At 68.5% G+C, this 13,989-nt stretch carries 14 protein-coding genes; 6 read left to right on the forward strand and 8 right to left on the reverse strand.

Going from position 1 to position 13,989, the window contains the following annotated elements; genetic code table 11:
* A partial coding sequence (locus tag AC36XV_RS10910) for a YajQ family cyclic di-GMP-binding protein (protein ID WP_492203713.1) occupies positions 1 to 492 on the reverse strand: 492 nt, incomplete at its 3' end.
* Positions 493 to 646: 154 nt separating this feature from the next.
* On the opposite strand from AC36XV_RS10910, the gene AC36XV_RS10915 reads away from it, so the two are divergent.
* Together AC36XV_RS10915 and AC36XV_RS10920 are read left to right on the forward strand one after the other, a co-directional pair.
* On the forward strand, positions 647 to 1,606 hold the full coding sequence (locus tag AC36XV_RS10915; protein ID WP_492203714.1) for a hypothetical protein: 960 nt from the start codon (positions 647 to 649) through the stop codon (positions 1,604 to 1,606).
* Positions 1,603 to 2,028, forward strand: coding sequence for a hypothetical protein (locus AC36XV_RS10920; RefSeq protein WP_492203715.1), 426 nt, complete (start codon positions 1,603 to 1,605; stop codon positions 2,026 to 2,028). Before AC36XV_RS10915 ends, AC36XV_RS10920 begins: the two co-directional genes overlap by 4 nt.
* 22 nt (positions 2,029 to 2,050) lie before the next feature.
* On the opposite strand, the gene AC36XV_RS10925 is transcribed toward AC36XV_RS10920, so the two are convergent.
* From AC36XV_RS10925 to AC36XV_RS10935, 3 genes are all read right to left on the reverse strand, one after another.
* Complete coding sequence (locus AC36XV_RS10925) at positions 2,051 to 3,064, reverse strand: EamA family transporter (RefSeq protein WP_492203716.1); 1,014 nt, start codon at positions 3,062 to 3,064, stop codon at positions 2,051 to 2,053.
* 211 nt (positions 3,065 to 3,275) lie between these two features.
* Positions 3,276 to 4,745, reverse strand: a complete 1,470-nt coding sequence (locus AC36XV_RS10930; RefSeq protein WP_492203717.1) for a multiheme c-type cytochrome — start codon at positions 4,743 to 4,745, stop codon at positions 3,276 to 3,278.
* Between the two features lie 234 nt (positions 4,746 to 4,979).
* Entirely contained in the window at positions 4,980 to 5,558 is a 579-nt protein-coding gene (locus tag AC36XV_RS10935; RefSeq protein ID WP_492203718.1) for an OsmC family protein, read from the reverse strand.
* Between the two features lie 182 nt (positions 5,559 to 5,740).
* On the opposite strand from AC36XV_RS10935, the gene AC36XV_RS10940 reads away from it, so the two are divergent.
* Genes AC36XV_RS10940 through AC36XV_RS10950 form a run of 3 tightly spaced genes read left to right on the forward strand, consistent with a single transcriptional unit; the run spans position 5,741 to position 10,015 of the window.
* Entirely contained in the window at positions 5,741 to 6,073 is a 333-nt protein-coding gene (locus AC36XV_RS10940) for a PadR family transcriptional regulator (RefSeq protein WP_492203719.1), read from the forward strand.
* A gap of 11 nt (positions 6,074 to 6,084) precedes the next feature.
* Complete coding sequence (locus tag AC36XV_RS10945; RefSeq protein WP_492203720.1) at positions 6,085 to 8,712, forward strand: ABC transporter permease; 2,628 nt, start codon at positions 6,085 to 6,087, stop codon at positions 8,710 to 8,712.
* 31 nt (positions 8,713 to 8,743) lie between these two features.
* Positions 8,744 to 10,015, forward strand: coding sequence for an NRAMP family divalent metal transporter (locus tag AC36XV_RS10950; RefSeq protein ID WP_492203721.1), 1,272 nt, complete (start codon positions 8,744 to 8,746; stop codon positions 10,013 to 10,015).
* Between the two features lie 30 nt (positions 10,016 to 10,045).
* Here the strand turns inward: AC36XV_RS10950 and AC36XV_RS10955 are convergent, their stop codons facing one another.
* The 4 genes from AC36XV_RS10955 to AC36XV_RS10970 all read right to left on the reverse strand — a co-directional run bounded on the left by AC36XV_RS10955 (position 10,046) and on the right by AC36XV_RS10970 (position 13,556).
* The gene (locus AC36XV_RS10955; RefSeq protein ID WP_492203722.1) at positions 10,046 to 10,390 is read right to left on the reverse strand and encodes a hypothetical protein; all 345 of its coding nucleotides are present in this window, start codon (positions 10,388 to 10,390) and stop codon (positions 10,046 to 10,048) included.
* A 236-nt stretch (positions 10,391 to 10,626) separates the two neighbouring features.
* Positions 10,627 to 11,796: an MBL fold metallo-hydrolase gene (locus AC36XV_RS10960; protein ID WP_492203723.1), complete on the reverse strand. Its 1,170-nt coding sequence runs from the start codon at positions 11,794 to 11,796 to the stop codon at positions 10,627 to 10,629.
* Positions 11,793 to 13,187 (reverse strand): aminopeptidase P family protein, encoded by a 1,395-nt coding sequence (locus tag AC36XV_RS10965; protein ID WP_492203724.1) that lies wholly within the window; start codon positions 13,185 to 13,187, stop codon positions 11,793 to 11,795. The genes AC36XV_RS10960 and AC36XV_RS10965 overlap by 4 nt, the downstream gene beginning before the upstream one ends.
* A 42-nt stretch (positions 13,188 to 13,229) precedes the next feature.
* Positions 13,230 to 13,556, reverse strand: coding sequence for a hypothetical protein (locus tag AC36XV_RS10970; protein WP_492203725.1), 327 nt, complete (start codon positions 13,554 to 13,556; stop codon positions 13,230 to 13,232).
* Between the two features lie 107 nt (positions 13,557 to 13,663).
* On the opposite strand from AC36XV_RS10970, the gene AC36XV_RS10975 reads away from it, so the two are divergent.
* On the forward strand, positions 13,664 to 13,989 hold a 326-nt coding region (locus AC36XV_RS10975), incomplete at its 3' end, for an FAD-dependent oxidoreductase (protein WP_492203726.1).

Raw genomic sequence — 13,989 nt, forward strand, 5'->3', positions numbered from 1 at the left:
GTTGCCGAAGGTGAGCTCCACCCCGTAGTCCTGGCCTTGCAGAAAGGTGATCACCTCCTGCAGGGTATCGCGCGAGGGGGCGATCACGCGCAGCTCGTCGCCCTGGATCTGCACCTGCACCTTCTTGAAACCGCCGCCGCGCACGTCCTTCGAGATCTTCTTCCCCGTTTCCTGGTCGATCCCCTGCTTCAGCCCGATCGTCTGGCGCGCCCGCCCCAGCGATCCCTCCTCCACCTTGCCCTCGTCCAGGTTCCGGAGCGGCACCTTCCGCCGGGACATCTTCTCGCGCAGCACCTGGGCGAGAGCCTGCAGCCGGTAGGCGTCATCCGCCTCGAGGTTCACGGCGGGGACGCTTCGGTCGAACTCCAGCGTACACTTCGTGCCCTTGAAGTCGTAGCGCTGCGCGATCTCCTTGCGCGCCTGGTTCACCGCGTTGTCCACTTCCTGAAGGTCGACGCCGGTGCTCACGTCGAACGAGTTCGTCTTGGCCATGGCACGATTCCGCGATCGGGTTCAGGGTATCTGAAAGCGCCCCAATGTAAGGGCCACGTCGCGCTCCCATCAAAGTTCGGTCCCATTGACTTCGCGCGCCTGCCCGGTTTTCATGTCGGCACGTTGCCGGATTCATTCATTTGCAGGAGGCTTCATGCAGTACCCGTTGTACAACCGCCGTATTCCCATGCTCGCCCTGGTCGTTTCCGTCGGGGCGATGTTCGCTTGTGCTCCCGCCGATTCCGATCAGACGTCGGAAGAGGGGTCCGCCGCGGCCGAGACTCAGGCCAGTCAGCCGTTCGTGGCCGAATACATCGCGCGTGACTACGCCTTCGTCGGCCCGACGGAGCTTCCCTCGGGCTGGGTCACCCTGAGGCTGAAGAACGAGGGCATGGAGCATCACTTCGTGTTCCTGACCCTCCTGCCGGAAGGCCGGACGATCGAGGACTACGGCAGGGACATCGGCCCCGCGTTCGGGGAGGCATGGGAGGGTCTGGTCGCCGGAACCGTGGACAAGGCCGGCGCCGGGGCGATCCTGGCCGAGCGAATTCCCGAGTGGTATGCCTCCGCCGTGGTAATGGGCGGACCCGGCCTGATCGGGCCGGGCATCACGGAGGACGCGACGGTTCACCTGACCCCGGGCGACTACGTCATGGAGTGTTACGTGAAGACGGCCGAAGGCGTGTTTCACGTTGCGCTCGGCATGGCGATACAGGTCACCGTCACGGAAGAGGATTCCGGCGCGGTCCCTCCCAAAGCCGACTTCGAGATCACCCTGTTCAACGACGGGATGGACGTCGAGGGCGCGCCCCGCGAGGGTGAGCAGACGGTCGCCGTGCACTTCGACGAACAGCCCCAGGTCGGACTCGGAAACGACGTGCACGTGGTTCGGCTGAACCCGAACACGGAGCTGGACGCCCTGGCGGAATGGATGGACTGGATGAACGTGGACGGCCTGCGGGAGCCCGCGCCGGCCACCTTCGTGGGCGGTGTGCAGGAAGGTCCACCCGGGACCACCGCCTACTTCACCGTCGACCTGGAGCCGGGCCGCTACGCGTTCATCGCGGAGCCGGGAGCGACGCGCGGTCTCGTGCAGGAGTTCGTGATAGAGTGAGGTCGAAGCGTCGACGGCCCCGGGTGACGATCGCCGTCCTGGCGCTGCTGCTCGGGGCCGCCGCCTGCCAGAAGTACGTCCCCGCCAACCTCCCGATCCAGACGGCGGAGTCGTCGGACGCCGCCGCGCCCTCGACCACCTATCACGACGACCTCGGGCGGGAGATCGGCGGAGCCGACGCGGACGGTCCCGAGTACCGGATCACGCTTCAGGATGGGACGCAGTTCTTCATGAAGGGGCCCGTGATCCGCGGCGACAGCGTGGTCGGCTACTATCGGCCCACGTCCGGTGCCTCGTGGGCCCGTGCGTCCATCGAGCTCACCGACATGCGCCTGGCCGAGCGGCAGGAGACCGACTGGCTCGCCACCATGAGTCTCGCCACCGTGCCGATCACGCTGGGACTGCTGCTGACGCTCGATTGACCGCCCATGCCAGGTCGCCCGTTCAGCAGGTGGGACAGGGCGTGACCGGCGAGTCGAGTCCAGGCTCCTCAACCTCCGCGCCGGGAGGTGGCTCCGGCTCCCCCGGGGTGGACGTCCGCGCCCTGTACGTCACGATCAGCACCACCCCCGTGAGGATGATCGCGGCGGCCAGGATCGTGCGCGCCGTCACGGGCTCGGAGGCGAGCGCCCACCCGAGAAACACGGCCACCACCGGGTTCACGTACGCGTAGCTCCCCACCCGGGCCGCCGGCTCGTGACGCAGCAGGAAGACGTACGCTCCGAAGGCGATCAGCGAGCCGAACACGATCAGATACAGCAGCGCCCCGATCGATCGGGCCGACACGAGGCCCGGGTCCACCCGGGACCACTCGCCCATGGCGGTGCCGAACAGGAGAAGCAGGATGCCGCCGGCCGTCATCTGAAGGGCGGCCGACATCCAGGACGATGAGGGGTGCGGGAGCCGCGACCCGTAGACCGAGCCAGTGGCCCAGCAGAGCGTGCCGAACACGACCACGGCCGAACCGATGAACTGCATGCGGTCGCCCCCGGCAAGGTCGACAGGCCCGACGAGCACAGCCACGCCCACCAGACCGAGCACCAGACCCATGATGACCGCTCCCGTCGGACGCCGCCGCTCCGGGCCGAGCCAGTCGAGCAGAACCATCCACACGGGCACGATGGCCACGATCAGCGCCGCCAGACCGGAGGGAATCCACTGCTCGGCCCACCCCACCGCACCGGTCCCACCGAGCAGCAGCAGCCCGCCGACCACGGCGGCCCCTGCCCACTCACGACCCCCCGGGCGCGGCTCCCCCCGCAGGCGCAGGAACGTGTACATGATCACCCCAGCCGTGAAGAAGCGTGCGAACAGCATCAGAAAGGGCGGTAGGGTCTCCACGGCGAACCGGATGGCGAGATAGGTCGAACCCCACACCAGGTAGATCGCCGCAAAGGCGAAGACGATCGCCGCGCGGGACGGCCTCCCCGACTCGAGTCGCGCTCCTGCCTGGGCCATCGAAGCTCCTGCTGTGCGGACCGCGGGGTGATCCCGGCCGACTACGCGGACCGGGCTGCGATCGACCATCGCGCCAAGCTACCGGAAAGGGCAAGGCCCGGAGACGCAACTCGCGCCTCCGGGCCTCGCCTTCAGCCCGGGTGGGGACCCACCGGTGGTACGGTACTGTGGCCGGGGCCCTCGACATCGAGGGCCCCGGGTTCAGGTCAGCTCACGGAGTGGGGCACGTGTTCGTGAGATAGTCGATCGCGTTGTCGAGCAGCGAGGCAGCGTAGTCGGGGTTGTGGATCCCGAGGTCACCGGAGGCGGAAACGAACTCCGCTCCGTACACGGCCTCACGCTGGCACACGGTCCAGGTCAGGTTGTCCTCGTCCAGCGTCAACAGCAGCGTATCCCAATCGGCGTAGCCCATCAGGACTGCCACCTGGTTCAGCTTGTCGACGGTCGGCTGCTGGAAGGCCTCCAGCTGCGCTACATCGACGGTCCCGTGGCATCCCTCACACGCGGGCAGCGTACCCGTGGCTTCGTCGATCGGGTTGAAGTTGTGCACGATGTGGCCGCCGAACGACTCGGCGAACACCATGTGGCACGTCACGCAGCCATCCTCGACCAGAGCCTTGTGACCGCTGCCGCTGTCGTACTCGTAGCCGGGGATCTCGTACGAGCCGGCGCCGATGAACATGTCGGCCTGCGGGCTGGAGTGCGGGCCGAAGTGACCGTACCCGTTCTCGATCTGGCCCTGGACGTTATCGGTGTCCCGACGCGCGTGGTGGCACTGCGCGCAGGTCTGGCCCGGGCCGTACCCTTCCATCGTCGGAGCCTCTTCGTCCTCGGGCTCCCAGGGGAAGGTGTACGCCAGAACCACGGGGTCGACGTTCCTGAGCTGCGCCTCGTTGCCGCTCCCCATCTCGCCCACATGCGGGTCGTGGCAGGTCGGACAGCCGATGAAGTTGTAGCTCTCGAAGTCGTACGTCAGCAGGGCCGGGTCGTTGTTTCGGGCGTAGCCCTCAGATGTGTGGCAAGCCTGGCAGCTCGTGCTCGTCGCGTAGTGCTCTTCCTGGAAGACGGTGATGTCACCGCCCGCCGCGTTCGCGTGCCCGGACGTCTTCCACTCGTCCACCTGGAAGTAGTGGCACTGGTAGCACAGCGACAGCGACTCGCCGGTGTCGGGGTCGTCTTGCGTGGCGAACGAGACCACGGGGATGTGGGCGTTGAAGTTCGGGCCCATCGCTCCGTGGCAGGCCTCGCACTGCACGCCCTCTAGGGCCGCGCGGCGCTCGGCGCCCAGCTCGGTGTCGTCATCGACGTAGCCGCTGTAGCCGTCCGACGGCTCCTCGCAGGTGCCCTCGATGATCTCGCCCGTGTCGTGATCGACCTCGCAGTTGAACCCGGTCGTGTGGCACTGGACGCAGTACAGGTTGTCCTGCATGTCGCCCAAATCGAGGAACGCGTTCGTGTGGTTCGTCGTCAGCACATCGCCGACCGTGCCCGAGTGGCAGTGCTGACATGCCTCACCGAAATTCCCCTGGTAGGCGAACTCGCTGAAGCTGGTGCCCGGAGGCCCTTCCGGCCCCTGGGGACCTTCGGGTCCCGGAGGCCCGGCGGGTCCCTGGTCTCCGTCGCAGCCGACCAGCGCGAGCGACAGGATGGCGAAGATCCCCAACCCGTGTCTGAGTTTCATTGAACTGCCCCCTAAAGAAGGTTGCTCTCCCCAGTTTGCATCGGTCCGCCGAGCGGGGTGCATCGCCGGACCGCACATCGTCAGGAGGCTCCGAGTGCAGGAAGGGTGCCATTCCGGGCCAAAACCGGTGTGATCCGTAGTATTACGCGGGTACCTAGGTACTTATGCGGATTCCCGGCGCTGGGCGAGGCGTAAGTGCGTAATTACGCGACGGTTGCAGGGTGTCAATGTGTCTCAACCGTGGAACGGGACGTCCCACCGGTCTGCCGGGGCCGGCAGCGCGAACCAGGTCTCCCGGACGACGCGCACGGGCTGGCTGAAGACCTGCAGGTGGACGCAGTGCTCGTCGGCCAGGCGGAGCACCTCGCACACATCCCTTTCCGGCGCATCGGTCTCCACGGTCACCACGCAGCGGACCTCGCGGTACGCCGGCGACACACCGTCGAGTCCGAGCTCTCCGCGCTGATCGTAGTCCGCCTCCACCTCGACCGTGAGACCGTGGATCGGGACGCCCATCCGGGAGGCCCACGTCACGTAGGCCGTCGCCATGCACGCGCCGAGCGCCGCCCGGCCCAGGGTGCCCGGCAGCGGCCCCTCCGAAGAGCGCCCTTCGGCCGGCGGGGCCAGCTCCGCGACCAGTCTCCATGGGCCCTCGGTGATCTCGCACCTCGTCCCATCGCGAACCACCACGCGGGTCCTGGCGGTGCCGCGCCCGGACTCGGGAGACGCAGCGAGCGCCCGTGCCTTTCGCTCGACGGCGCTCCGGATCTCCCTCGAAGTCAGCGTGTCGGGTCCGGCGCTCTTCCTCTTCATCGGTGTGCTCTCCTGGCAGGAACCGTGACCTCCTCCTGTCCATCATGCGTGACCCGTTCCCGGCAGCGGACATGCAGGACGGAAACGACGCCCCGCGTTGCAACGTTTCGCTTGTCTAGATTGTCTAGAGAAGCAGAGCGATCGGCGGCGGAAAGGCACGGACCGTTTGGGAAGGAATCTTCATGGGCCGCAAGAACCGTGACCTGCTCCAGGGAACGCTGGACCTCCTGGTGCTGCGCAGCCTCGCCATCCAGCCGATGCACGGCTGGCAGATGGCCCACCACATCCAGCAGGTGTCGGAGGATGTCTTCCAGGTGAACCAGGGCTCGCTCTACCCGGCGCTGCAGCGGCTGGTGCGGAAGGGGTGGCTCCGGGCCGAGTGGCGCCGCACCGAGAACAACCGGCGGGCGCGATACTACGAGCTGACGGCCGCGGGTCGCCGACGTCTCGGGGAGGAAGCCGAGCGGTGGCGCGCCGTATCGGGCGCGGTCGACCGCATCCTGGCCACGGGCTGAACGGGGGACGCATGGGCGGGTGGAGCGAGGCCAGAGAGCGAATCCGGGCCCTGTTCGGGCGAGCGGATCTCGAGGCGGACCTGGAGGAGGAGATCCGACTCCACCTGGAGCTCGAGGTGGAGGCCAACCTGCGGGCGGGCATGGACCCGGCCTCCGCCCGTCGGGAAGCGCTCCGCCGATTCGGGGGCGTGGAGCGGGTCAAGGAAGAGGTGCGGGACGAGCGCGGTGTGCGCCCGCTCGAGGACTTCGTGTCGGACCTCCGGTTCGCCGCCCGCTCCCTGCGAAAGACGCCCGGGTTCACCCTCGCGGTGGTCCTCACCCTGGCGCTCGGGATCGGGGCCAACACGGCGATCTTCAGCGTTCTCAACGGGGTCGTCCTGCGCCCGCTTCCCTACCCGGAGCCCGACCGGCTGGTGACGCTGTGCGAGGAGCACGAATCGGTGGCGGGCTTCTGCACCAACTCCTTCGTGAACGTGCGGGACTTCGACGCGCGGAGCCGCACCTTCGAGTCGATCGGCGCCGGTCGTGGCTGGTCCTTCATCCTGCGTGGGCCGGAGGGAGCGGAGAGCGTTCGCGGCGGGCTTGCCGATGTGGAGTTGTTTCGCGTTCTGGGTACCTCTCCCGTCCTCGGACGCGGTTTCGTGGAGTCCGATCTCGGTCCGTCGGCCGCCCCCGTGGTCCTCCTGTCGCATTCCACGTGGCGGAACCGCTACGGAGGCGACCCTGAGATCGTGGGCCGGGACATCACGATCGATGACCAGCGCGCCACGGTGATCGGAGTGCTGCCGGCCGATATGGAGGTTCCCGAACTCGAGGGGGTCGAGCTGTGGCGGCCGATCCCGTTCGACCCGTTGGATCCCCAGGTACGCAACTGGAGGGGCTTTCGAGCGATCGGCCGACTCCGACCGGAGGTGAGCCTGGAGGAGGGGCTGTCCGACCTGCGTACCGTGGCCGCCGGGCTCGGCGAAGAATACCCGGACACCAACGCGGGGTGGGGCATCCGGGGCTCTCCGTTGCACGACACGGTGGTCGGCGCGTCCCGCGAGCCGCTCCGGGTGTTCATGGGCGCCGTGGGGTTCGTGCTCCTCATCGGGTGCGCCAACGTGGCGAATCTCCTCATGGCACGATCCGCCCGACGCGAGCGCGAGTTCGCGGTGCGCCGCTCGCTCGGAGCCGGCGGGGCGCGCCTGGCCCGGATGCTCCTCGCCGAAGGGCTGCTGCTCGCCGGGACCGGGGCGGCGGCCGGACTCCTGCTCGCCGTCTGGGCGGTACGGGCCTTCGTGGCCCTGGCGCCGGCGGGCATCCCCCGTGTCGACACGGTCTCGATCGATGCCGCGGCCGTAGGGTTCACCGGCCTGGTCACGGCCGCGGCGACACTACTGTTCGGGCTGGTGCCCGCCCTCCGTGCCTCACGCCCCGATCTCGTGGACTCTCTCCGCGCGGCGCCGGAGCGGGGCGGGAGGATGAAGCTCGGGGCGAGGTCGGCTCTCGTCACCGCCGAGGTTGCGCTCGGCATCGTGTTGCTCGTCGGGGCCGGCCTGCTGGGCAGGGCCTTCCTCGAAGTGTCCGCGTGGGACCCGGGCTTCGACCGGGACCGCATCCTCACCTTCTGGGCCCTCGGGTCGGACGGAAGGTACGAGACGGGCCAGGAGGTGGTGACGTCGTTCGAGCGGATCGCCGAAGAGCTGGAGTCCCTGCCCTCCGTTCGCTCCGTAGGAACGGCCTCGGCCGGACCCATGTTCGGGGGCCGGGAGACCATCCCGTTCCGTGTATCGGACGGATCCACGGACGAGCCCGGCGGTCTCCCGGTGGCCCGGTGGTACGACATCGGTCCCGGCTACTTTCGAACGGTCGGGATTCCCCTGCTCGAAGGACGCTACCTCACGGCAAGCGATGACGGCACGGGACCACCCGTGGCGATCGTGAACCGGACGCTCGCCGAACGGTATCTCCCGGATGGCCGAGCCGTGGGCGCCCGCATCGAGCTGGAGGGCCGCGGGCCCGTCGAAGTGGTGGGCGTGGTGGCCGACGTGCGGCCCTTCCGCCCCGACGCCGCGGTGGAGCCGGAGATCTACTGGCCCATCGCCCAGCAGACCCGGTTCGCCAGCTACTTCGTGCTCCGCACGAGCGGAGGGTCCGACGCGCTCGAGCGGGTCGTGCGCGAGCGGGTCGGCGCCGTGGCTCCCGACATCAGCCTGTCCCGTTTCCGGACGATGGACGGTCTGTTCCGAGAAGGACTCGTGTCCCCCCGATTCAATCTGGTGGTCCTGGCCATCTTCGCCGCAGTGGCGCTCTGCCTGGCGGCGATCGGCGTGTACGGCGTCATCGCCTACAACGTATCGCGGCGCACGCACGAGATCGGCCTCCGAAAAGCACTCGGGGCGGACCGGAAGACGATCGTGGGCCACATCGTACGCCAGGGACTCGCTCCGGCCTCCGCCGGACTCGTTCTCGGGACGCTCGGCGCTCTTGCCCTGGCCCGCCTGATGTCGGGCATGCTGTACGGCATCGAACCGGTGGACCCGCTGGTCCTCCTGTCCGTGCCGGCTCTCTTCGGATTGGTGGCGGCCACCGCCTGCTGGATCCCGGCCCGCCGCGCCACGGCAATCGAACCGATGGACGCGATGCGGGTCGAGTAGGCGGCGAGCGGGCCTCCGATTAGCTTGGCGCATGCCGACCGGAGCCCCTCGCACCCGCTTTCGCGACGCCTTCGGCCCCGGCCTCATGTGGGCCGCGGCCGCGATCGGCGTGTCGCACCTCGTCCAGTCCACCCGGGCGGGGGCGATGGCCGGCTTCGGCCTGGCCGGCATCGTGCTCCTGGCGCTGGTGCTCAAGTATCCCTTCTTCGAGTTCGGGCCGCGGTACGCCGCGGCGACCGGCCTGAGCCTCCTGGAGGGTTACCGGCGCATCGGCCGCTGGGCCCTGTGGCTGTACCTCTCGATCACCTTCAGCACCGCCCTGATCGTCCAGCTGGCCATCGTGCTGTTCACGGCGTTTCTCGTGAAGCTCGTCTTCGGCCTCTCGTGGCCCATCGCCTCGGTGGCCGGACTCCTGTGCCTGGTCTGCGGCGGGCTCCTGCTCGCCGGCCGCTTTCCGTTCCTCGACCGGGCGATCAAGCTCGTCATGGCGTTCCTGGCCCTTTCGACCCTCGGAGCGGCGGCCATCGCCCTGCCGGGAGCGGACCTCTCGTCGCTCAGCCTGTGGCCGCGAGATGCGCTCTCGGGGGCCGTCCCTCTCGCCTTCGTGCTCGCCCTCATGGGCTGGATGCCTTCGGCGATCGACATCTCCGTGTGGAGCTCCCTGTGGACGCTGGCCAAGGACAGGGCCAGCGGTCGGCGGTCCAGCCCCGAGGCCGTCCTCCTCGACTTCCGGATCGGTTACGTGGCGACCGGGGTCCTCGCGCTCGCGTTCCTGGCCCTCGGGGCGGTGCTGATGTACGGCTCGGGCGAGAGCTTCAGCCCCCGCGGGACCGAGTTCTCCGCCCAGGTGATCGACCTGTACACGACGACCCTCGGAAGCTGGACGCGGCCGATCGTGCTGACGGCCGTCCTCACGACGATGTTCTCCACCACCCTGACCGTGATCGACGGGTTTCCGAGGGCGATCGACCGGGGGCTCCGGGTCGCGTTCGTCGAGCCCGAGGGGGTATCCGCCTACGCGGGAACGGGGAGGGCGTACTGGGGGTCGATGGCGATTCTGGCCGGGCTCACCGTGCTGTTTCTGTCCGCCTTTCCGGGCTCTCTGACCGGAATGATCGACTTCGCGACGATCGTCTCGTTCCTCACCGCCCCGATCCTGGGTTACCTCAACCTGCGCGCCGTCACCTCGGAATCCGTGCCCGCGGAACTGCGCCCCGGGAGGGGCCTGGTGGGACTGTCCTGGATCGGGCTGGTCGTGCTGACCGGTTTCGCCGTCGTCTACCTTCTCAGCCGGTTCGGCTGAGGAGAAGCGGAGCCGGCGAGACGAAGCGGTTCAGGTCTTCGAGTCGTTCCACGTCTCCGGCGGCCAGTGTTCCGCCGATGCCTGCCTGGACGCAGCGCTCAGCCGCATCATGATGTGGTTCTTCCGCGGATGGGTGTCGGGCAGCTCCCGGGCGAGCACCCGCATGGCATAGAGGACCGCCTGGTCCTTCGTCCTTCGCAGGGGCCCCTTCTCCGGAAACAGGGAAAGCGCGGCCATGAGGGCGGGACCCGGGTGTTCGCGCACCTCGTCATCCGGCCGGTCGATGAACAGCGCCAGGTGGTGGGTGGCGCGTTCGATCTCGGCGGCGTTCTCCAGCATCTCGTCCGGGCCCGTCGGGTTTCGCTTGTATGCCATGCCGGAACTGCTCCCTCTGCGGATCGGGGTCATCCGTTCATGCGACGTGGCGTCCGTTGCGGCGAGTGCCACGGCAGCCGTCGCGCTGAAGCGTCGAATCCCGGTGCTGCAACCGCCGTACCAGCACGTAACCTCTTGTCTTTCATGCGGGTACCAGTGGCCGGTGCGTCGACGCGTGGCGCAGGGACCACACGAACCGTGCATCGATTGCACCCTGCGGAGCCCGAGTCTCTACGCTAGCCGACCGCGCACTCGTTGCGGCCCGCTTCCAGCATGTCCGCCTCGGTTTCCGAGACGCGTGCGAGCCCGACGTTGATCGCCTTGATGTACCGGTAGGCCTCCGGGGGCTCGGAGACACGGGACTCGACCCAGGCGCGGAACGCCTTCTCCGTCCCGATCTGGAGGGAGCGGTTCCCGGAAGCCGCGGCCGCGAGCGTGCGATCCACCGCGCGGTCGCGATTCCTCTCGTCGTCGCTCGCGTAGTGCGCCGGAAGCAATCGCAGGTCCCCGCTCCATTCGCTCCGCACCCGCTCGAGGCTGCGCCACAGGTCGCCGACCCACGCCTCCATCCGTCCCGTCAGATCGGGCCGCCCGATCGAGCCCACGAACAGGAAGTCTCCGGTGAAGGCGACCCCTCCGACTCGCGGGTCGCCCGCCACCAGGCTCGAGCTCCCCTCGGTGTGCCCCGGCGTGTGCCACGCCGTCACCGGTGCGCCCCCGATCCTCAGCTCGGCCCCGTCCGCGAGAGGTTCGATGCCCAGACGCCCCGGCGTCCCGTCGTACGGCCACACGTTGTCGGCCGGGTGCAGGAAGTACGGTACGTCCAGCTCCCGGGACATCGCGGGCGCGCCGCTGATGTAGTCGGCATGCACGTGGGTGTCGGCCACGGCCGTGATGCGGGCCCCGGCTTCCGTCGCCGCCTCGGACCAGGGCTCCCAGTCCCGGGGCGGGTCGATCGCCAGCGCTTCACCGCCGGCGACCAGGAGGTACCCGAGGCTGCCCTTTCCGATGCGGTCGAACTGGATGAGGTGGTCGAAGCCGGGAGGCGGAGGCAGCTCGCGCGGGATGCCGAGGCGCATCCAGGCGGTCACGCCGCCGCGGAGCGACCAGGCCCGGAGTCCCCGCCTCCCGAGGGCCGCGGCGATCACCCGGCTGTCGTTGCCTCGCGCGCACACGACCGCGACCGGCTCATCCGCATCGAGGCCGATGGATGCGGCCGGGTCCCGCATGCGCACCACCTCGGAGCCCCGGACGTTGTAGAAGCGTTCCGGGGCCACCGGATCGACCCGGCCGGAGGCCAGGCTCTCCGGCGCCCGCACGTCCAGCACCTGGATCGGCTCTCCGTCCTCGAGGCGATGGGCGAGATCGAACGGATCGATCTCGGGGACGTCCCGAGGCAGCCTCAATCGGCGGCCCCCATCTCCGCTTCGACCTCGTCCGCCGTCTTCGGGATCGGTCGGCCGAGCACCCGGTGGCCGGAGTCGGTCACCAGCACGTCGTCCTCGATCCGCACGCCCCCGATGCCCTTGTAGGACTCCAGCCGGTCGAAGTCGAGGAAGTCGGCGTGCGTGCCCTCGGCCCGCCACAGGTCGATCAGCTCCGGGATGAAGTAGCACCCGGGCTCCACCGTGAGCACGAACCCCGGCTCGAGGGTGCGGGCAGCCCTCAGGTACGCCGTCCCGAACTGCTTGCTGCGCTCGAAGTCCTTGCCGTAGCCGACGAGCGTCTCATCGAGGCCCTCCATGTCGTGCACGTCGAGCCCCATCATGTGGCCGAGCCCGTGCGGCATGCAGATCGCGTGCGCCCCGGCCGCCACGGCTTCGTCCACGTCGCCCTTCATGATCCCCAGGTCCCGAAGGCCGGACGCGAGCTCGCGACACGCGATGAAGTGCACGTCACGGAACGGAATCCCCGGCTTCATGGCCGCCGTGGCCGTCTGAAGCGCCCGAAGCACGAGGTCGTAAATCTCCCTCTGCCGCGTGTCGAAGCGGCCGCTGACCGGTATCGTGCGCGTGATGTCGGAAGCGTACCCCATGGGCGAGGTGGCCCCGGAGTCGTGAACCGCCAGCTGCCCGGCCTTCATCACGTTCGAGTAGCCATGGTTGTGGAGCACCTCGCCGCGCACCGAGAAGATGATCGGGAACGAGGTCAGCCCTCCGCGCGACAGCACCACGCCCTCGACGGCCCCCGCCACCTCCCGCTCGACCATCCCCGGCTGCACCATGTGCATCGCCAGGGTGTGCATGTCGTAGCTGATGTCGATGGCGATCTCGATCTCCGCGACCTCGTCTTCCGACTTGTACAGCCGCTGATCGATGACGCTCTCGATCAGCCTTCGCGAGGCGTGGTCATCGGTCTCGAGCCCCGGGATCCCCAGCAGCCGGGCCAGCTTGATCCGGTTCCACGCGCGATACTGGGGCAGGAAGTGAATCGTGCGGCCGGCGTCCCGCTGCGTCCGCAGCCAGTCTCCCAGTCGGTCGGGCTCCTCGGCGCTGGTTACGCCGACGTGCGAGCACTCCTCGAGGAGCGTCGGCAGAGGCCCGGTCCAGACGATCTCGTCGACCGTCGGCTGGTGCCCGAACACGATCTCCTCTCCGGAATCGACATCGATCACTCCCGCGAGACCGGGCTGGTCGAGGCCGAAGTAGTAGAGGAACGAGCTGTCCTGTCGGAAGTGATAGGGATTGTCGGGGTAGTTCATCGGTGCCGGGTCGTTGCCGAGCAGCAGGATGACACCGGACTCCATGCGCTCGCGGAGGCCCCTCCGGCGCTCGATGTACGTCGTCGCCTCGAACATGTGCGTATCTCGCGTATCTCCCCTTGCGGGGTGGGGTATGGGTCAGACCGTGGCCTTGTGGATCTTCCTCTTCAGACGGTGGATCTTGCGCCTCACCCGCTTGAGCTCGACGGAATCGCCGGCGGCCAGGGCTGCGTCGCGCTCCTTCTTGAGCGCCCGGATGCGCTTCTTGATCGCCGCTTTGTTGATCCCGACGACCTCGTGGTGCGCGTGGTCCTCGATGCCGAGAACGTGGCAGAGCGCCGGGACCAGCTCTTCCTTGTGCATGGTCGAGTAGCCGTGCAGCTCATCGTGCTCACCCAGCTCTTCGGCGATCTCGCGAAGCTTCTTGACGGGCGTCTTGTGGAGCTCTTCCCAGGTGTAGTCCATTCGTGTCCTCCCCGGAAGGCGTTCAGCGATGGCTCGGCGGCCGGGCAGCCGCTGATCCGAATATACGAACTGGAGCGCGCCCGAACACCCGAGTAGTTTGCCGCCCCATGAGCGAGTCAGCGAGTCCGGGTCCGGGAGACACCGAGCGGAGCGTCCTGGTGGTGGGAGGCGGCGTGATCGGCGTCTGCTGCGCCTACTTCCTCGCCCGCCGCGGAGTCTCGGTGACGTTGCTGGAACGGGACGAGATCGGAGAGGGCGCCTCGTACGGCAATGCGGGACTGATCTCTCCCGGGCATCCCCCGATCAACCGTCCGGGACGGGTTCGGCAGGCCCTTCGCTCGATGGGAGACCCGCTCAGCCCTCTCTATATCAAGCCTCGCTGGGCGCCCGACCTCGTGGGCTGGCTCTGGGCGTTCCGCAGCTTCTGCACGGA

Source organism: Candidatus Benthicola sp., assembly GCF_058719085.1.

Coding starts and splice junctions, on each gene's coding strand:
- AC36XV_RS10915 (WP_492203714.1), top strand. CDS start 647: ATGCAGTACCCGTTGTACAACCGCCGTATTCCCATGCTCGCCCTGGTC.
- AC36XV_RS10925 (WP_492203716.1), bottom strand. CDS start 3,064: ATGGCCCAGGCAGGAGCGCGACTCGAGTCGGGGAGGCCGTCCCGCGCG.
- AC36XV_RS10930 (WP_492203717.1), bottom strand. CDS start 4,745: ATGAAACTCAGACACGGGTTGGGGATCTTCGCCATCCTGTCGCTCGCG.
- AC36XV_RS10935 (WP_492203718.1), bottom strand. CDS start 5,558: ATGAAGAGGAAGAGCGCCGGACCCGACACGCTGACTTCGAGGGAGATC.
- AC36XV_RS10940 (WP_492203719.1), top strand. CDS start 5,741: ATGGGCCGCAAGAACCGTGACCTGCTCCAGGGAACGCTGGACCTCCTG.
- AC36XV_RS10945 (WP_492203720.1), top strand. CDS start 6,085: ATGGGCGGGTGGAGCGAGGCCAGAGAGCGAATCCGGGCCCTGTTCGGG.
- AC36XV_RS10950 (WP_492203721.1), top strand. CDS start 8,744: ATGCCGACCGGAGCCCCTCGCACCCGCTTTCGCGACGCCTTCGGCCCC.
- AC36XV_RS10955 (WP_492203722.1), bottom strand. CDS start 10,390: ATGGCATACAAGCGAAACCCGACGGGCCCGGACGAGATGCTGGAGAAC.
- AC36XV_RS10965 (WP_492203724.1), bottom strand. CDS start 13,187: ATGTTCGAGGCGACGACGTACATCGAGCGCCGGAGGGGCCTCCGCGAG.
- AC36XV_RS10970 (WP_492203725.1), bottom strand. CDS start 13,556: ATGGACTACACCTGGGAAGAGCTCCACAAGACGCCCGTCAAGAAGCTT.